The sequence below is a fragment of the Citrobacter sp. Cf125 genome, from assembly GCF_030333935.1.
Classification (GTDB): domain Bacteria; phylum Pseudomonadota; class Gammaproteobacteria; order Enterobacterales; family Enterobacteriaceae; genus Citrobacter; species Citrobacter freundii.
On the sequence record NZ_JAOWEY010000025.1, the window covers coordinates 755,768 to 772,719 of the forward strand.

The 16,952-nt window shown below is 50.8% G+C and carries 17 protein-coding genes; 6 read left to right on the plus strand and 11 right to left on the minus strand.

Going from position 1 to position 16,952, the window contains the following annotated elements:
- Window positions 1–17: 17 nt before the first annotated feature.
- On the minus strand, window positions 18–1,778 hold the full coding sequence (locus OGV89_RS20210) for an AAA family ATPase (protein WP_003035878.1): 1,761 nt from the start codon (window positions 1,776–1,778) through the stop codon (window positions 18–20).
- Window positions 1,779–1,963: 185 nt separating this feature from the next.
- Between OGV89_RS20210 and matP the strand changes: the two genes are divergently transcribed.
- On the plus strand, window positions 1,964–2,416 hold the full coding sequence (gene matP, locus OGV89_RS20215) for a macrodomain Ter protein MatP (RefSeq protein WP_003035881.1): 453 nt from the start codon (window positions 1,964–1,966) through the stop codon (window positions 2,414–2,416).
- 89 nt (window positions 2,417–2,505) lie between these two features.
- Here the strand turns inward: matP and ompA are convergent, their stop codons facing one another.
- Together ompA and sulA are read right to left on the minus strand one after the other, a co-directional pair.
- Window positions 2,506–3,564, minus strand: coding sequence for a porin OmpA (ompA, locus tag OGV89_RS20220; RefSeq protein WP_003836839.1), 1,059 nt, complete (start codon window positions 3,562–3,564; stop codon window positions 2,506–2,508).
- 357 nt (window positions 3,565–3,921) lie between these two features.
- Window positions 3,922–4,431 (minus strand): SOS-induced cell division inhibitor SulA, encoded by a 510-nt coding sequence (gene sulA, locus OGV89_RS20225; protein WP_003035886.1) that lies wholly within the window; start codon window positions 4,429–4,431, stop codon window positions 3,922–3,924.
- A 217-nt stretch (window positions 4,432–4,648) separates the two neighbouring features.
- On the opposite strand from sulA, the gene OGV89_RS20230 reads away from it, so the two are divergent.
- Window positions 4,649–5,263 (plus strand): TfoX/Sxy family DNA transformation protein, encoded by a 615-nt coding sequence (locus OGV89_RS20230; protein ID WP_003035889.1) that lies wholly within the window; start codon window positions 4,649–4,651, stop codon window positions 5,261–5,263.
- Here the strand turns inward: OGV89_RS20230 and yccS are convergent.
- Both yccS and OGV89_RS20240 read right to left on the minus strand, forming a co-directional pair.
- Window positions 5,241–7,394 carry a YccS family putative transporter gene (yccS, locus tag OGV89_RS20235; protein WP_032941200.1) on the minus strand — a complete coding sequence of 718 codons (2,154 nt, stop codon included), beginning with the start codon at window positions 7,392–7,394 and terminating at the stop codon, window positions 5,241–5,243. The genes OGV89_RS20230 and yccS overlap by 23 nt on opposite strands.
- 18 nt (window positions 7,395–7,412) lie before the next feature.
- Window positions 7,413–7,859: a YccF domain-containing protein gene (locus OGV89_RS20240; RefSeq protein ID WP_003035892.1), complete on the minus strand. Its 447-nt coding sequence runs from the start codon at window positions 7,857–7,859 to the stop codon at window positions 7,413–7,415.
- Between the two features lie 125 nt (window positions 7,860–7,984).
- On the opposite strand from OGV89_RS20240, the gene helD reads away from it, so the two are divergent.
- Window positions 7,985–10,039 carry a DNA helicase IV gene (gene helD / locus OGV89_RS20245; protein WP_003846947.1) on the plus strand — a complete coding sequence of 685 codons (2,055 nt, stop codon included), beginning with the start codon at window positions 7,985–7,987 and terminating at the stop codon, window positions 10,037–10,039.
- 32 nt (window positions 10,040–10,071) lie between these two features.
- Here helD and mgsA read toward each other — a convergent pair whose 3' ends face one another.
- Both mgsA and csgI read right to left on the minus strand, forming a co-directional pair.
- A complete protein-coding gene (gene mgsA / locus OGV89_RS20250; RefSeq protein WP_003035897.1) occupies window positions 10,072–10,530 on the minus strand; it encodes a methylglyoxal synthase in 459 nt (152 codons plus the stop codon).
- 93 nt (window positions 10,531–10,623) lie between these two features.
- Complete coding sequence (csgI, locus tag OGV89_RS20255; protein WP_103848626.1) at window positions 10,624–11,286, minus strand: curli synthesis inhibitor; 663 nt, start codon at window positions 11,284–11,286, stop codon at window positions 10,624–10,626.
- A gap of 172 nt (window positions 11,287–11,458) precedes the next feature.
- Between csgI and OGV89_RS20260 the strand changes: the two genes are divergently transcribed.
- Window positions 11,459–11,872 (plus strand): CoA-binding protein, encoded by a 414-nt coding sequence (locus tag OGV89_RS20260; protein WP_003035903.1) that lies wholly within the window; start codon window positions 11,459–11,461, stop codon window positions 11,870–11,872.
- Between the two features lie 61 nt (window positions 11,873–11,933).
- Here the strand turns inward: OGV89_RS20260 and hspQ are convergent, their stop codons facing one another.
- A complete protein-coding gene (hspQ, locus tag OGV89_RS20265; protein ID WP_003035905.1) occupies window positions 11,934–12,251 on the minus strand; it encodes a heat shock protein HspQ in 318 nt (105 codons plus the stop codon).
- 57 nt (window positions 12,252–12,308) lie between these two features.
- Window positions 12,309–13,499, minus strand: a complete 1,191-nt coding sequence (rlmI, locus tag OGV89_RS20270) for a 23S rRNA (cytosine(1962)-C(5))-methyltransferase RlmI (protein ID WP_032936284.1) — start codon at window positions 13,497–13,499, stop codon at window positions 12,309–12,311.
- Between the two features lie 94 nt (window positions 13,500–13,593).
- On the opposite strand from rlmI, the gene yccX reads away from it, so the two are divergent.
- Window positions 13,594–13,875, plus strand: coding sequence for an acylphosphatase (gene yccX, locus OGV89_RS20275; protein WP_003035911.1), 282 nt, complete (start codon window positions 13,594–13,596; stop codon window positions 13,873–13,875).
- Here yccX and tusE read toward each other — a convergent pair.
- Window positions 13,872–14,201: a sulfurtransferase TusE gene (tusE, locus tag OGV89_RS20280; protein ID WP_003035914.1), complete on the minus strand. Its 330-nt coding sequence runs from the start codon at window positions 14,199–14,201 to the stop codon at window positions 13,872–13,874. The genes yccX and tusE overlap by 4 nt on opposite strands.
- Window positions 14,202–14,289: 88 nt before the next feature.
- Window positions 14,290–14,949 (minus strand): FtsH protease modulator YccA, encoded by a 660-nt coding sequence (gene yccA / locus OGV89_RS20285; protein WP_003035917.1) that lies wholly within the window; start codon window positions 14,947–14,949, stop codon window positions 14,290–14,292.
- Window positions 14,950–15,220: 271 nt separating this feature from the next.
- Here yccA and OGV89_RS20290 point away from each other — a divergent pair, with 271 nt between their 5' ends.
- Window positions 15,221–16,849, plus strand: coding sequence for an ABC transporter substrate-binding protein (locus OGV89_RS20290; protein ID WP_286559216.1), 1,629 nt, complete (start codon window positions 15,221–15,223; stop codon window positions 16,847–16,849).
- Window positions 16,850–16,952 lie beyond the last annotated feature (103 nt).

Consider the following 16,952-nt stretch of genomic DNA (forward strand, 5'->3'; position numbering starts at 1 on the left):
ACGCTGAACAAGTCCGATCAGTTCGGAATAATCCAGTTCAGCCAACGTAGCGGCCATGGAAAACGGTGACGACCTTCCTGTTGCGTAGCCGTGGCAATACGCTCCTGAATGGTTTGCATCAGCGTTGTCTGGCCTTCGCCATCCCACACCAGATTTAACAACAGTGGCAGCGCATCAGTTACGTCGTCCACCGCCCAGATAGTGAATTTTTCTTCTTCTATGGCCTGCAGCAGCGCGGGATGCAGGCTGAGGTGTCTGACGTTAGCCGAAGGAATGATAACGCCCTGCGTGCCCGTCAGCTCACGCTGCTGGCAGATGGCGAAGAAACCTTCAATTTTCTCATTCAGACCACCGACAGGTTGCGCCCGACCAAACTGATCGACAGAACCGGTAATGGCGATACTTTGATTAACAGGCACGTCGGCGAGGGCGCTGATCAATGCGCACAGTTCTGCCATAGACGCGCTGTCACCGTCCACTTCGCTGTAAGATTGCTCAAAGGTCAGCGAGGCAGAGAAGGGGATTTGCTGCTCAAGCTGGAGTTCCGACATCAGGAACGCCTGCATAATCATCATACCCTTGGCATGAATATTTCCGCCGAGCTCGGCTTTGCGCTCAATGTCCGTAAACTCGCCGTCGCCAATATGCACGACGCAACTGATACGAGAAGGCTCGCCAAATGCGCGTGGGTGGCCTGGAAACTCAATCACCGACAAGGCGTTGATCTGGCCAATACGCTCGCCTTCTGTCTCGATAAGGATCTGCTCTTGCAGAATTTCGTCCTGCATGCGTTCGGCCAGGAATCCCTCACGCCATTCGCGCTGAGCCAGCATCAGGCTGAACTGCTCAGCGTTGCAGGTTTCGCTCTCGCATAACGGGGCCACCTCTTTGAACTGTCTGGTGATCCACAGCGGGTTAAGAGGCAATGTATCCTGTTCACCGGTATAGCGAACGGCTTCACGGATCAAAACCTGCCAGGCATCAGGAGCGGGGTAAGGCAAATTATTGCGCATGGCAGTATGCGTGACCCACTGACACCACTGCGTCATGGTTTCGGCATCCACTATCTGCAGATTATCTTCAAACTCGCTGTAAATGGCCTGCTCAGCCAACTCTGGTTCCATGTCCTGGAAATCCGCCAGCGATTCACGCTCACCCACCAAAATCACTTTCAGTTTAAGCGGCATAGGCGGAACAGAGACAGGCAGTGGGCGAGACTCATCAAAAGCCACCCAATCAAAACGCTCGTGGCTGACAATGGCTTTCAGACGCATCCACAACAGAGGTTGGGCCAACAGCGTGCGCAATGAGATAACCAGCACACCCCCATTGGCCTGATGTACCAGACCTGGCTGCAGCGTAATTTCGCCATTGAACTGACGTAGACAGCCAAACAGTTGTTCAGCTTCGGCCCAGTCAGCGCTGACCACCTGCGTCAACGTCGCAAAATTGTCTTCCGCTTTTTCAGCTGTACGATAACGAATAGTGTGACCGGAGATGTCGTAATGACCGCCAGTCAGGCTTCCTGCATCCGTGTGCAAGGGACGTGCAGCCTTTGCAATAAGGTTGAGATACTCAAGCTCCTCCGGTGCTTTCACCAACATGAACGAGGATGTTGTCCAGTGCTGAAGAAGCTGCTCTAGCGCGAATTGTAAACGTGGCTGAGTATCACTAAGTAAGGTGTCGGTGTCGTCAGTGACGTGCGGCTGTGCAAATACTTCCTGATAACTGTCGGTATCAGGAACCAGATCACGCCATGCAAGTTTCGTAATGGTCAAAGTTGATGTTTTTTAGTCTGTTGTAAAAAACGAGATTATACCGTAACCCTCACCACTAAACACCTGGAAAGCGCCGCGAAACGGTTGTGATGACGCGCGACAGTTCACAGGCTGGATATTCTTTTCTTCAGATGCCGAAAAAGCTGATATTCTGATAAGAGTTACACGGTAACATTGAGATCGCAATGAAATATCAACAACTTGAAAATCTTGAAAGCGGATGGAAATGGAAGTACCTGGTGAAGAAGCATCGCGAGGGGGAGTTGATTACCCGCTATGTGGAAGCCAGCGCTGCCAAAGAAGCCGTTGATTTGTTGCTAACCCTCGAAAATGAACCGGTTCGGGTCAACGCCTGGATTGAAGAATACATGAACCCTGCACTGCTCAATCGTATGAAGCAAACGATCCGGGCGAGGCGTAAGCGGCACTTTAATGCAGAACATCAACATACGCGTAAGAAATCGATCGATCTGGAGTTTATGGTCTGGCAGCGTCTGGCTGGTCTTGCGCAGCGGCGTGGAAAAACGCTTTCTGAAACTATAGTGCAGCTGATTGAAGACGCAGAGCATAAAGAGAAGTACGCGAACAAAATGTCGACATTGAAGCAGGATTTACAGGCGTTGCTGGGAAAAGACTAGCGGTTGGCTGGTGTAACAAGAGGCTTGTTTTGAGTGGAAAAAGATGAAAAAAAACCCCGCATAGCGGGGTTTTTTTATAAGACGATAACTTAAGCCTGAGGCTGAGTTACAACGTCTTTGATGCCTTTAACTTCGATCTCAACACGACGATCCGGAGCCAGGCAGTCGATCAGTGCAGCGCGAGCTTTCACGTTGTCACAGGTGTTGCCAGTAACTGGGTTGGATTCACCCATGCCACGTGCAGAGATTTTGTCAGAAGGAATACCTTTAGAGATCAGGTAATCAACAACGGACTGAGCACGTTTCTCGGACAGACCCTGGTTGTAAGCGTCAGAACCGATGCGGTCAGTGAAGCCCAGAACCACTACGGAACCGTCTTTCGGATCCAGGTTGCTCAGCTGGCTGTACATCTGGTCCAGAGCCTGCTGGCCTTCTGGTTTCAGAGTTGCTTTGTTGAAGTTGAACAGAACGTCAGACTTCAGAGTGAAGTGCTTGGTCTGTACTTCTGGAGCCGGAGCCGGAGCAACAACTACTGGAGCTGCTTCTTCCTGCTGGCCGAAACGGTAAGAAACACCAACGCTCAACAGGCCGTTATCCGGACGACCACCAACGGTGTTCGCGTCACCGATGTTGTTGGTCCACTGGTATTCCAGACGGGTAGCGATTTCAGGAGTAATTGCATACTCTACGCCACCAGCGAATACTGGGGATACACCAGTGTCGTGGTCTTTGAAGCCTTCGTTGTTTTTAGCGTCTGCACGCCAAACCATACCACCCAGACGGGTATAAACGTCCAGATCGTCAGTGATTGGGTAACCCAGTTTAGCGGTCAGCTGAACGCCCTGAGCTTTGAAAGCGCCGTTTTGATGAGTCTGGTCGGTGTAGCCTTTGTACGGCATACGGCCTAACCAGTCGTAACCCATTTCAAAACCAACGTACGGGTTAACCTGATAACCACCGAACGCACCGGCACCCAGTTGGCTTTCGTGGGTCGGACCGGCGTTGTTGATCTGGTTGTTGCCAATATCATGGTACTGAGACCAGCCCATTTTAGCACCAGCGTACCAGGTGTTATCTTTCGGAGCGGCCTGCGCCACGGTAGCGAAACCAGCCAGTGCCACTGCAATTGCGATAGCTGTCTTTTTCATTTTTTGCGCCTCGTTATCATCCAAAATTCGCCATGAATATCTCCGAAGAGAGATAACACGGTTAAATCCTTCACCCGGGGACCAGTTCAATAGTTGCTCTACCGATATCTGCGGCTTACGCCGAGCACCCCTGGCGATGTAAAGTCTACAACGTAGTTGAAAACTTACAAGTGTGAAGTCCGTCAGGCATATGAAAAAAAAAGGCTTGTATACATAATATTTAACATTTATTGATGACTAAATGCACTGAGGATTTCCTGAAAACCGCTTGAGACAGGCGTTCGGACGAAAAACGCGTTAAAGCTCAAAGGCAAATTGAAGCATGAAAAAAAATTCCAGGATAAATCCTAATTTTACTCAATGATACAAATTCGAGTGAATTTTTAGCCCGGAATGCTGTCTCCCCGCAAGTGACTGTGCGCAAACAGGACGCATGATAAAACCCATCGCATTTCCTTCATCAGCCGCTTTTACCAGCTCGGCATGTTCATCTTCCGTTAATTCTTCCGCCAGCCAGCCAATGACAACACTGTAATTACCTGTGCGCAGCGCACGGATCATCGATTCCAGCGTATTGCAGGGGGAGAGTTGACTAATCTGCATTACTTTTGTCAATGGAAGTCCGGCTGACTGCACCCACTCCCGGCTTAATTTTTGCTGAGGCGTCAGCCACAGCTGCCAGCGTGATTGCTGCCCTAACTGTTGCAGCAGAGGAAGCAGCAGTAGTTGCGTCATCATGGGCTGGTCCTCGCGATAGACTACTTCACTGATAAGCCCAGCGGTTGCGTTCTCTGATGAAACGCGCGCAATGTTGCTTGATGCGGAAGAGAACGACGAAGAACGATTTGCATAGCCTGAAGTGTACATAATCAATCCAGCCCTGTGAGTTACTGTATGAATATACAGTAACCCTGCTATCAACAAAGATCAACCTTATTTTCGGAAACAGGTTCGCAATTTTTAGTCGTCGTCACGGGAAAAATAAAATTCATCTTGCCCCATACGCATAAGTTGCCTATTTTCGTCATTAACGGATCCGCTACTAAAAATCATTTGCTTACGTTATGATTTAAAAAGGATTTTTATGAAAGAGCTTTCTTATGCAAGGATCTATAAATCGCAGGAATATCTGGCTTCTCTGGGGACAATTCACTATCGCTCACTGTTTGGTGGCTACAGTCTGACGGTTGGCGATACGGTCTTTGCCATGGTCGCCAATGGTGAGTTGTATCTTCGCGCCTGTGAACAGAGCGCCCAGTATTGTGTACAAAATTCTCCTGTCTGGCTGACATTTATTAAGCGGGGACGTCCTCTTGTACTTAATTATTACCAGGTGAACGATGCCCTGTGGCAAAACCAGCAGCAACTGGTGTCGTTATCGCGATATTCGTTGGATGCAGCGGTTAAGGAAAAACAGAGTCGCTTTACCCAGCATCGTCTGCGGGAATTGCCAAATATGACGTTTCATCTGGAGACTCTGCTGAATGAAGTTGGCATTAAAGATGAGGGGACTATGCGGTCGTTGGGAGCACAAATGTGCTGGCTGAAACTTCGGCAAAATAACCCGGCTCTGACGGTAAAAGTACTCTATGCCCTTGAAGGCGCGGTAGGGGGGATACATGAAGCCGCGCTCCCGGCGACGCGTCGCCAGGAGCTGGTGGAGTGGGTAAGTTCTCTTACGCCGGAACCGGGGTATTAGAAGGTAGTACGGCAATTTGCTGCTGTAATCGCCGGATTTCCGGGAGCAGAGCGATCAATAACCCAACTTGCTGAACGACCAGAGGCTCTTTACTGTCCGGGCGTGGTTCCAGGTGCTGAATTCGCTGCTTCAGCCCTTCTAACGCCTGGTATACGCGTTGCTCGTCAGCGGGTTGATGGTGAAGGGCATCATCAACATAGCAAACAGCGTCATCCAGCAATGCCAGAACGTCTGGATTGGTCAACTGTTCGCGATGTGCGCCAAGCGCAGAAATATAGCTGGTAAACGTATGGTTGAGACACAGTAAACGGAACGCCGTTTCGCGGGTTTGGGCCGTCACATCCGGCTCGCTCGACATGTTTGACACCACGGAGGCGAGTTCAGCATCACGGTTATGCGCGTCACGGCGAGCGATACGGTAGGCCAGACGATTATCACGACCCTGATGGTATTGTTCGAGAATTGCATCAAGGTAGCGGCAGTTAGCGTCAGTCGCCCGCTCAATTACCCGTGGTAGATTACGAAAACGCCAGTCTGGCCAGATGAAACTGACAGCCGCCCAGGCGATAGCACAGCCAATTAGCGTATCGATGACACGCGGCAGCGCAACCTCAAAGCCTTCGCCGAGCAGGTTAAAGCACAGTAATACCAGCAGCGTGATAAACATGGTGGCATGCGCATACTGGACGTTGCGAAAGGCAAAAAACAGTACACCAGTGATCACTAAAAGTATTAGCTGCCCTTCTAAAGAGGGCACAAACCACAGGATCGGTAAACCGATGGCAATACCAACCAACGTGCCGATAATCCTGAGCGCCAGGCGATGTCGGGTGGCATTGTAGTTTGGTTGACAGACAAACAGGCTGGTCAGCAAGATCCAGTATCCGTGATTCATGCCGGTTACCTGGATAATGGCATAACCAACACAGAGCACTAACGACATGCGGACGGCATGGCGAAACAGTGCGGACTCTGGGGTGAAATTACGGCTCAGGCGTAACCAGATATCACTGAATCCATGGGGACTGTCATCAGCGAGCTGATTTTCAGACTCATTGCGCGAGAGTACCTGAGCCTGTTCAGACTCAATGGTGGCCAGTTGCGCATCGATAGCCCGCAGGTTCGATAGTAAGAATCCCAGCGTATTGAGCAGATCTGCAGGCTCACCACTGGCACGCATGCGCTCAAGTGCGGCATCTATATGGGTGAAGACGCGTTCAAAGTGCGGATCGTGCTGGTAAGGCGTGCGTAATAAAATACAACGAGACAATTGTGAACAGGCTTGTCCTTGCATCGACATCAACCGCTGGAAGCGGAACATCACATCGCTATGACGGAAATGATCGCGTAGCGTTTGATATTGAATATGTGAGGAGCTTGCGCGTTCATGAATATCCTGCGCCACAAAATAGTAATGTAGCGTGCGACGTGTTCCCCGTTGTCCACGGTCACCGCGCAGGCGAGTCAGCAGCGACACTTTGGTCTGGTTTAGCGTTGCCATCAGTTGCCCATTAGCGAGGGCTAAATCATACAACGGCGCCTGGCTTTCATCTTCGATGTCGGGATCAAAAAGACGCGACTTCAGTTCCAGGTAGTGCGCTAATTGTTCGTAGCTGCGGGCCAGATTGTCCTGTAAGGGGCGGATGGGGAACAGAAGATGTCCGGTGAGCGTCAGCAGGTTATACCAGATAGCGCCAGCGAGCAGCAGGATTGGTTGTTGATACCACTGATCGTAAAGCGAGGTGCCCAGCATCGTGTAAATGGCGATGAGCAACGCGCCAAAAGCGATGGTTGCATAGCGCTGGCCTAATCCCCCCAGCAGAATAAAACCGCTGGTGGAAAGCGTTAACCCAATAGCAAACAGCCAGGGCCATGGGAAGAGCAGTTCAACGGAGGCTGAGGCAATAAAAAAGCACACCAGCGTGATGATTAAATTGCGCAGCCGGCCCGCGAGACGATCATCGAGATCGGTAAGTGCGGCAGCGACCATACCTAGCGTGAGAGGGATGGTCAGCTTGACGTCACCCAGCCACCAGGGCAGCGCCGTTGTACCGCATAGCGCGATAAAAATCCGCACGTAGTACAGCCAGGTGCTGTTCCAGGTATAGCGTTTGAGCAGAGGACTTAACATAAAGGCCATTGGTCCTGATTATTCAAAGCGACGACGTGCATTGGCTTCACGCGCTGCACGGGCAACTTCTACTGAAACTACCCGGCGACCCACCGGCCAGAGCGCAATGGCAGCGATTTTAAAGTTCGCAATGCCAACCGGAATACCAATAATCGTTATGCACTGAGCAATACCAGAGACAATGTGCATCAGACACAACCACCAGCCGAAGAAAATCAGCCAGAAAATATTGAGCACGGTGCCGCCGGTATTCAACAGGACGCTTTTACCGGCCGGATTCAGTTCATCGACATGTATCGCTTCATTGCCATAGGGAAACAGCGAAAGTCGGGTTATCTCCCAGCATGAACGGGTCAAGGGTAAAGTAAAAATAAGCACGATACTGACCAGCGTTGCCAGTAACCAGGCCAGGGTGGTGGCGAACCCCCCAAGCACAAAATTTAAAATATTCAGAACAGTACGCATAAACCCTCGGTTAACTCTGGTTTTCTGTGAATTCGGCAATTGTAACGTTTTTTTGGGCTGGAGCACGTTTTCTCTGGCGGTTACACTGATAAGCAAACCTCTTCGTGTGGATCCGCTTGAGTCTTATGGAACTGAAAGCTACTTCTCTTGGAAAACGTCTGGCACAACACCCTTACGATCGGGCCGTTATTCTCAATGCCGGGATTAAAGTTTCCGGCGATCGTCACGAGTATCTTATTCCCTTCAATCAGTTACTGGCTATTCATTGCAAACGTGGTCTGGTGTGGGGCGAGCTGGAGTTTGTACTCCCGGATGAGAAGGTGGTCCGTCTTCACGGTACAGAGTGGGCGGAAACCCAGCGCTTCCATCATCATTTGAATGCACTCTGGCAACAGTGGAGCCAGGAAATGAGTGACGTTGCTGCGGGGGTTTTACAGCAGCAGTTGGATGCGATAGCGGCCCGTACTAGTGAAAGTAAATGGCTGACGCGCGAACAAACGTCAGGGCTGCAGCAGCAGATTCGCCGTGCCTTTGCCGCGTTACCGCTCCCGGTTAATCGGCTGGAAGAATTTGAAAATTGCCGGGAGGCGTTACGTCAATGCCTGGCATGGTTGAAGGACATTGAAGCCTGCCGCTTACAGCACAATCAGGCGTACACCGAGGCAATGCTGGAAGAGTATGCTGAGTTTTTCCAGCATATTGAATCTTCGCCGTTGAATCCGGCTCAGGCGCGCGCGGTAGTGAACGGTGAGCAATCATTGTTGGTACTTGCAGGGGCTGGAAGCGGTAAAACATCTGTGTTGGTTGCCCGGGCTGGTTGGTTGCTTGCGCGAGGAGAGGCGGCGGCTGAACAGATCCTGTTGCTGGCGTTTGGACGCAAAGCAGCCCAGGAGATGGATGACCGCATTCGTGAGCGTCTGCATACGGACGAGGTCACTGCACGGACATTCCATTCACTGGCGTTGTTCATTATTTCGCAAGGTAGCAAAAAAGTTCCAACAGTGAGCAAGCTGGAAAATGATGCCGCCGCTCGCAGTAAACTCTTTATAACGACCTGGCGTCAGCAGTGCAGTGAGAAAAAGGCTCAGGCTAAAGGCTGGCGACAATGGTTAGAAGAAGAAATGCTGTGGTCTGTACCCGAAGGTAACTTCTGGGATGACGAAAAATTACAGCGCCGTCTGGCCTCCCGGTTGGATCGCTGGGTTAGTTTGATGCGGATGCATGGTGGAGCACAGGCGGAGATGATTGCTAATGCTCCGGAGGAGATCCGCGATCTGTTCAGTAAACGCATAAAGCTAATGGCGCCGCTGCTCAAGGCCTGGAAGAGTGCCCTGAAGGATGAGAATGCCGTCGATTTCTCCGGGTTGATCCATCAGGCTATTGTCATTCTGGAGAAGGGGCGGTTTATCAGTCCGTGGAAACATATTCTGGTCGATGAATTTCAGGATATTTCCCCTCAGCGCGCCGCCCTGTTAGCCGCCTTGCGAAAGCAAAACTCGCAGACCACGCTGTTTGCCGTGGGAGATGACTGGCAGGCCATTTACCGGTTCAGCGGAGCACAGCTTTCTCTGACGACCGCATTCCAGCAAAATTTTGGTGAGGGCGATAGCTGTAATCTGGATACGACTTACCGTTTTAATAGCCGGATTGGCGAAGTCGCAAACCAGTTTATCCAGCAAAACCCACATCAGCTCACGAAACCGCTGAACAGTCTGACGACCGGTGATAAAAAAGCTGTCACGTTGCTCGATGAAAGTCAGTTAGATCTGTTGCTGGATAAGCTGTCGGGTTTTGTGAAAGCTGAAGAGAGAATTCTGGTGCTGGCGCGGTACCATCATCTGAAGCCAGCCAGCCTGGACAAAGCGGCCACCCGCTGGCCCAAGCTGCAGTTGGATTTTATGACTATTCATGCCAGCAAAGGGCAGCAGGCGGATTACGTCATTGTTATGGGGCTTCATGACGGGAATGACGGTTTTCCGGCTCCGGCTCGTGAGTCGATTATGGAAGAGGCGTTACTCCCGGCTGTTGAAGATTTTCCTGATGCTGAAGAGAGGCGGTTGCTGTATGTGGCGCTAACGCGTGCACGGCATCGGGTATGGCTACTGTTTAGCAAAGACGCGCCATCATGTTTTGTTGATGAGCTTAAGCAATTAGACGTTCCGGTGACCCGGAAACCCTGAAAAGCAGGCGGCAGTTGCCGCCTGCTTAGCGTTTATTTGAGGCGTTCTGCAAGATAACGGGCGTAATCCGGGATCAAGATATCCGTTGCGTCGTTGAAGTTTGGCGACTGGATAATAAAATCAGCCGTTGACACGTTGGTGGCGACCGGAATGTTCCAGACTGTGGCCAGGCGTAGCAGGGCTTTGACATCAGGATCGTGGGGAACGGCGTTGAGCGGATCCCAGAAGAAAATCAGCACATCAATTTTCCCTTCTGAAATTAGCGCACCCACCTGCTGGTCACCCCCCATCGGGCCGCTCAGCATGGCGTTGACGTCCATTCCTGTCGCGCGTTGAATTAAATTTCCAGTTGTTCCTGTAGCATACAGAACGTGTTTTTCCAGTAATGGCTGGTGGCGTTCAACCCAGCTCATCAACATCTTTTTGCAGTGATCGTGTGCGACCAACGCAATATGTTTCTGCGCTGGTAATGTGCGAGTCGTTAATTCCATAGTACAGCTCCCAAGTTAACCTTGTTACAGAGTACTGGAAGCACTTGACGCTGCAAGAGAAAGACAAAAAAAATGCGTATACGAACATAAATGTCACGATGGGGGCTGTTTCTCAGCCCATTGTAAGAAGTTACTTCGCGTTTGTGCGTCAGCCTGTTGAAACCAATATTTTAAGCGCTGCTCGGTCAGCGTTTGTGACTGAGGCGGCACGCGGTCCAGTTCAGATACCCCAGAAAGCAGCGAACTGTCATCGGCCATCATCGTGGCAAATTGCGGTAAAGACGCATGCTTAGCCGCTTTGTTATAGCGCTCTGTTTCCATTTCATAATCTACGATTTTTGCGGTGGATGTGATTGACAGAATATCCAGCTTAACCGGTATAGGCATGGAATCCCCATCCAGCAGTTCTACGCGTGGGGTATCATCAAAATGCGTTGCATCTCGCTCGTTGCTCAGACGTGGCAGGTGAAAATTAACCTGACTGACGAGTTGGGTATCAAAGCTGATGACCAGCGGGGGCGAAATATACAGACGTTCTTCGTGGCTGGACAGGCGAATGGTTTTTTCTACGCGAAACACGAGCTGGTGCCGACCATTTTCCAGCTCAATACTTTCGGCACCACGCAGTAATGAGCTGGAGACTTTTTTTCCGTCCAGCACCAGAAGGTCAATATCATTAGACAGACGTAGAGAGGTAGCAAAAACGGTTACCGGCAAACACAGGGCAATTAAGGCTGTCACAATGCCGGCTTTCATAGGTTTCTCCTGTCCAGAAAAAATCTGTATAAGATGTATCTAAATTTTTCGATAATCATGTTTACTAACATATAGACATATTTTTGAGTTTAGCTCTCATGCGCCAGTATGGGATGAATGGTCGCAAAGTCAGGTTTGTCGTACACTTTGCTAAACAGCCTGGAGGAAAACGATGAAAGAGACCGATATTGCTGGCATTTTGACAACGACCCGCACGATTGCACTGGTGGGTGCAAGCGATAAACCCGATCGCCCAAGCTATCGGGTTATGAAATATTTACTCGATCAGGGCTATCACGTTATTCCTGTTTCACCGAAAGTTGCCGGAAAAACACTGCTGGGGCAGCAGGGCTATGCGACGCTGGCAGATGTACCAGAGAAAGTGGATATGGTAGATGTCTTCCGTAATTCCGAAGCGGCGTGGGGTGTTGCTCAGGAGGCAATTGCCATCGGCGCGAAGACCCTATGGATGCAGCTCGGCGTGATTAACGAGCAGGCAGCCGTACTGGCTCGTGATGCAGGGTTGACGGTGGTGATGGATCGTTGCCCGGCGATTGAGATCCCGCGGCTGGGACTGGCGAAGTAAGGTTGATCTGTAGCCGAACAAAACGCACAGACCCGATTAGCTAATCGGGTCTGTGTTTGCATCAATTGCGCAGGCGCGGGGCCTGAAGCTGTTTTCGAATTGTTCGCGCCAGTTCATCCATCGACGGTTGCTCCGGATGTTCTTCCTGTAGCTCACTACTCAGTTGTGCTTCGGCCAGATACGTATGTACTGGCAGACCATTATCGTCTTCCATCACCACGTGATACCAGGGAGCGGCGCGAAGTTCGTCGTTAACCGCCAACTCATCGGCTGACGGTTGATCAAGCGAATATTCCGGGTCGATATCCACGACCACTCCGAGGTAACCTAACAGGGAATGGCGGACCTGCTGGCCGATACCGAATTTGCTGGCAATCATAGTCACCTCCCGGGAAATAGATACCCTCTATGTAAGGGTAATATTCCACTTTTCAAGTTACATGATGCGACAGGCAAACCCTTTCAGATACAGCCCTTCCGGGTAGGTAGCGATCACCGGGTGATCGGCGGCCTGACGGAACTGCTCTATAAATTGTACATCACGACCAGCATCTATTGCGGCATCAGCGATGATTTTCTGAAATAAATCGGTGGTCATAAGCCCAGAGCAGGAGAAAGTCAGCAGTACGCCGCCCGGATTGAGCAACTGAATAGCCAGCATATTGATGTCCTTATAGCCGCGGCAGGCGCCCATCAACTGGCTTTTGTTTTCGACAAATTTCGGCGGATCCATCACGATGACGTCGAATTTCTCACCACGATCGCGATAAGCTCGCAGAAGTTTGAACACATCATCACGCACGAACTCAGCTTTGCTCAGATCCAGCTTGTTCAGTTCCACGTTCTGGCGGGCAATATCGAGCGCTTCCTGAGAGGTGTCAACGCTGACGACCTGACGGCATCCACCCATTAATGCTGAAACCGCAAATCCACCGGTATAAGAGAAACAGTTCAGCACACGCTGATTTTCCACATAACGACGCGTGGCCAGGCGGCTATCGCGTTGATCGAGGTAGTAGCCGGTTTTGTGACCATGCTGAATATCAACCAGCAGCTTCATGCCGTGCTCTTCAATTGGCAGCAGTGCTGGCGGAAGCTCGCCCGTTACTGGCCCTTGAGTCAGCTCCATACCTTCTTTTTTACGCACCGCAACATCGCTACGGTCATAAATGGCGCAGTCCGGGAAAACAATTTGCAGAGCGCTAATCAGCGCGGCGCGTTGGTATTCAGCCCCCGCACTGAGCAACTGCAACACCAGGAAGTTGCCGAAGCGGTCAATGGTGACACCCGGCAGACCATCGGATTCTCCGGCGATCAGACGGTAGCTGTCCAGACCGTCTTTTTTCGCCAGCCAGTCACGCCATGTCTGCGCCTGCTGCAGACGACGGGTAAAGAAATCAATATCGATGGACTCAGACTTGTCAAATGTCCAGACGCGTGCACGGATCTGCGACGCGGGTGAGTACGCGCCGCGTGCTAACCATTTACCCTGATGGTCAACAATATCGATGGTTTCACCGAGGTTGGCTTTACCTTCCATACGTGCGACAGCACCGGAAAATACCCACGGATGGCGGCGCAGTAATGATTTTTCGCGCCCTTTGGCTAACACTAAACGTACACTCATAATTTACTATTCTGTCAATTCAAAGAAATGGGCGCCATTGTCCTGAGTTTTACGCATATTTGCAACGCGCGCTGTGATGATAAGGAGAACCGCAATGTCGAAAGTCTGCATAATCGCCTGGGTCTATGGCCGGGTTCAGGGGGTAGGATTTCGCTACACCACCCAGCATGAAGCACAACGGCTGGGATTGACCGGATACGCGAAGAATATGGATGACGGCAGCGTAGAGGTTGTCGCCTGCGGTGAAAGTGACCGGGTGGAACAACTGATGAAGTGGTTGAAAGCCGGGGGGCCGCGAAGCGCCAGGGTAGACAGAGTTCTCAGCGAACCCCATCGTCCTGGCGACGAGCTAAAGGGATTTAGTATCCGTTATTAAATACATTTCACCGGTTTCGGCAGGCCGGCAATTTTAGTCGCCTGCTTGGCCGGACCTTTCGGGAACAGGCGGTAGAGATAACGGCTGTTGCCTTTCTCTTCGCCGAACTTGTTGGCCATCGCTTTTACCAGCATGCGGATAGCGGGGGAGGTATTAAATTCCAGATAAAAATCGCGGACAAAACGCACCACTTCCCAGTGTTCTGCGGAGAGCGTAATGCCTTCGTTTTCGGCGATTTTCTCCGCCAGCGGCTCGCTCCACAGCGTGGTATCTTTCAGATAGCCTTCGCTATCGGTACTGATTTCTTTACCTTCAAAGATCAACATAATTTGTCACTACGTTAGTCAAACTGGCGGCAGTTTACCAAAAAAGAAAGCCCCGCATAAGCGGGGCTGGATAGTGCGAGTTGACAACTTAGTCGCGGCTGGCGAAGCCCAGAATGCTCAGCAGGCTGACGAAGATGTTGTACAGCGAAACATACAGGCTGACCGTTGCACGGATGTAGTTGGTTTCACCGCCACGGATGATATTGCTGGTTTCAAACAGGATAGCGCCTGAAGAAATCAGAATAAACACCGCGCTGATGGCCAGATGCAGAGCTGGCAGTTGCAGGAAGATATTCGCAACCATACCAATCAGCACCACCACGATACCTGCCATCAGCATACCGCCGAGGAAGGACATGTCTTTACGGGTGGTCAGCACATAGGCAGAACAGCTGAAGAAGACCAGAGCAGTGCCGCCCAGCGCCATACCGATAACATCACCCATGCCTGCAGACAGGTAGGTGTTCAGAATCGGTCCCAGAATGTAGCCCAGGAAGCCGGTGAATGCGAAAGCAGACAGAATTCCGACCGGCTTATCCGCAGTTTTATATGTCAGGAACATCAGACCATACATACCCACCAGCGTCAGGATTAGACCCGGGGATGGCAGCATCAGCACGGTGCTTGCCGTTGCGGTGATGGCAGAAAACGCCAGCGTCAGGCTGAGCAGAAAATAGGTATTGCGCAGCACTTTATGCGTGCTGAGTAGCGATGTACGGTCGCGCGAAGAACTAATAATACGATCCATGAGTCACTCTCTTATGACAGATGTAATTAATGATGGAGGATAATGAAATCAAGGGGAATGACACAGCGGTTTTACCCATCTTTACGCATTTTAACCCGCCAGACTTAAGCATATTATTTCAGCAAAAGTGTCTAAATTAGATGTTACCACTTATTGTTTGAAAATGTCAGATCGACATCTTATAGGTCACTGAAAAATATTGCGTTATTTACTGCATCCCTTTATGAGTGATTGCGGTGTCATCACAAAACAGAACAATAAGGTGCAGGGAATGACTCAACACAAATCGAAGGTATTTACGTTTACGCTGTTGGCCGCCTGTGTGATATCAATAAACGGCGCGACATGGGCAGCTCATGTTCCCGCAGGAACAGCATTGGCTGAAAAGCAGGAACTGGTGAGAAATAACGGCAGTGAGCCGGCATCGCTGGATCCGCATAAAGTCGAAAGCAACGTTGAGTTTAATTTAATCAGCGATATGTTCGACGGTCTGGTTGCTGTCAAGCAGGATGGGTCTATCGAGCCCCGCCTTGCGGCATCCTGGGAGAATAAAGACAATACTATCTGGACCTTTCATTTACGTCCGGGCATTACCTGGTCTGATGGCTCTGCGATTACCGCACCGGATGTTGTCTGGAGTTGGCAGCGTCTGGTCTCGCCGCAAACGGCTTCACCTTATGCTTCGTATCTGGGCAATATGCATGTTGCGAACGCGGTTGATATTGCCCAAGGGAATAAAGATCCCGCTACACTAGGGGTAAAAGCCCTGGATGATACCACGCTGGAAATTACCCTGACGCAACCGACGGCGGCGTTTCTGGCGATGCTGGCGCATCCATCGCTGGTGCCGCTGGATAAAGTTCTGATTGGGCGTTTTGGCGACAAGTGGACCCGACCAGAACATTTTGTCAGCAGTGGGCCGTACAAACTATCGCAATGGGTGGTCAATGAGCGCATCGTTGCCGAGCGTAACCCACATTACTGGGACGATCGGCATACGGTTATTAATAAAGTTACTTATTTGCCCATCAGCTCAGAGTCGGCTGACGTAAACCGCTATAAGGCCGGTGAAATCGACATTGTTTATAGCGTACCGGTCAATCAGTTCGCCCAACTGAAAAAAACGATGGGCGATGAACTGCATGTCTCTCCCCAGCTTTCAACGTATTACTATCAGTTCAATACAACCCGCGCGCCGTTTAATGATCCGCGCGTGCGCCGGGCGCTGAATATGGCGTTGGATAAAGACATCATTGCGCAAAAGGTGATGGGGCAGGGGCAGCGAGCTGCGTGGGTTATCAGCCAGCCGGAAATAGGTGGGGTGAAACTGCATGCACCGGAGTATGCGTCATGGCCGCTCGAAAAACGTATTGCTGAAGCCAAAAAACTGCTTGCTGAAGCCGGTTTTGGTCCTGAGCATCCGCTTAGCTTGAATTTGCTCTACAACACCTTCGAAACGCACCAGCGTATTGCGATTGCCGCATCGTCGATGTGGAAGAAAAACCTTGGCGTCGAGGCGAAGCTGCAAAACCAGGAATGGAAAACCATGCTGGACACTATGCACACCGGTAATTTTGACGTCGTGCGCTATGCGTGGATAGCCGATTATGATGATGCTTCAAGTTTCCTCAATATTTTCCGTACCGGTGATAGCGAGAATACTACCAAGTACAGCAATCCCGCCTTTGATGAAGCGATGCGTAATGCGGCGAAAGCAAATTCACTGGAAGAACGAGGCAAATACTATCAGCAGGCTGAAGATCTTTTAGGTGATGATGTCCCTGCGATTCCGGTTTACCACTATGTCCGCACGCATCTGGTGAAGCCGTGGGTGGGGGGATTTGCGCCGGATAACCGGGGAAATTACTACACCAAAGATATGTACATCAAAAAACATTAAGCGTTGTAGCCGGTATTTGTGCTGATTAAATGGTCAATCTGTTGTTATTTCAGTCGATTAACAACATTTTGGCTGTTTTTCAGGCAAACGAACACATTGGTGC

Bases quoted from the DNA above. Each gene is read 5' to 3' on its own strand.
- matP (WP_003035881.1), top strand. From the start codon at position 1,964: ATGAAATATCAACAACTTGAAAATCTTGAAAGCGGATGGAAATGGAAG.
- ompA (WP_003836839.1), bottom strand. From the start codon at position 3,564: ATGAAAAAGACAGCTATCGCAATTGCAGTGGCACTGGCTGGTTTCGCT.
- sulA (WP_003035886.1), bottom strand. From the start codon at position 4,431: ATGTACACTTCAGGCTATGCAAATCGTTCTTCGTCGTTCTCTTCCGCA.
- OGV89_RS20230 (WP_003035889.1), top strand. From the start codon at position 4,649: ATGAAAGAGCTTTCTTATGCAAGGATCTATAAATCGCAGGAATATCTG.
- yccS (WP_032941200.1), bottom strand. From the start codon at position 7,394: ATGTTAAGTCCTCTGCTCAAACGCTATACCTGGAACAGCACCTGGCTG.
- OGV89_RS20240 (WP_003035892.1), bottom strand. From the start codon at position 7,859: ATGCGTACTGTTCTGAATATTTTAAATTTTGTGCTTGGGGGGTTCGCC.
- helD (WP_003846947.1), top strand. From the start codon at position 7,985: ATGGAACTGAAAGCTACTTCTCTTGGAAAACGTCTGGCACAACACCCT.
- mgsA (WP_003035897.1), bottom strand. From the start codon at position 10,530: ATGGAATTAACGACTCGCACATTACCAGCGCAGAAACATATTGCGTTG.
- csgI (WP_103848626.1), bottom strand. From the start codon at position 11,286: ATGAAAGCCGGCATTGTGACAGCCTTAATTGCCCTGTGTTTGCCGGTA.
- OGV89_RS20260 (WP_003035903.1), top strand. From the start codon at position 11,459: ATGAAAGAGACCGATATTGCTGGCATTTTGACAACGACCCGCACGATT.
- hspQ (WP_003035905.1), bottom strand. From the start codon at position 12,251: ATGATTGCCAGCAAATTCGGTATCGGCCAGCAGGTCCGCCATTCCCTG.
- rlmI (WP_032936284.1), bottom strand. From the start codon at position 13,499: ATGAGTGTACGTTTAGTGTTAGCCAAAGGGCGCGAAAAATCATTACTG.
- yccX (WP_003035911.1), top strand. From the start codon at position 13,594: ATGTCGAAAGTCTGCATAATCGCCTGGGTCTATGGCCGGGTTCAGGGG.
- tusE (WP_003035914.1), bottom strand. From the start codon at position 14,201: ATGTTGATCTTTGAAGGTAAAGAAATCAGTACCGATAGCGAAGGCTAT.
- yccA (WP_003035917.1), bottom strand. From the start codon at position 14,949: ATGGATCGTATTATTAGTTCTTCGCGCGACCGTACATCGCTACTCAGC.
- OGV89_RS20290 (WP_286559216.1), top strand. From the start codon at position 15,221: ATGACTCAACACAAATCGAAGGTATTTACGTTTACGCTGTTGGCCGCC.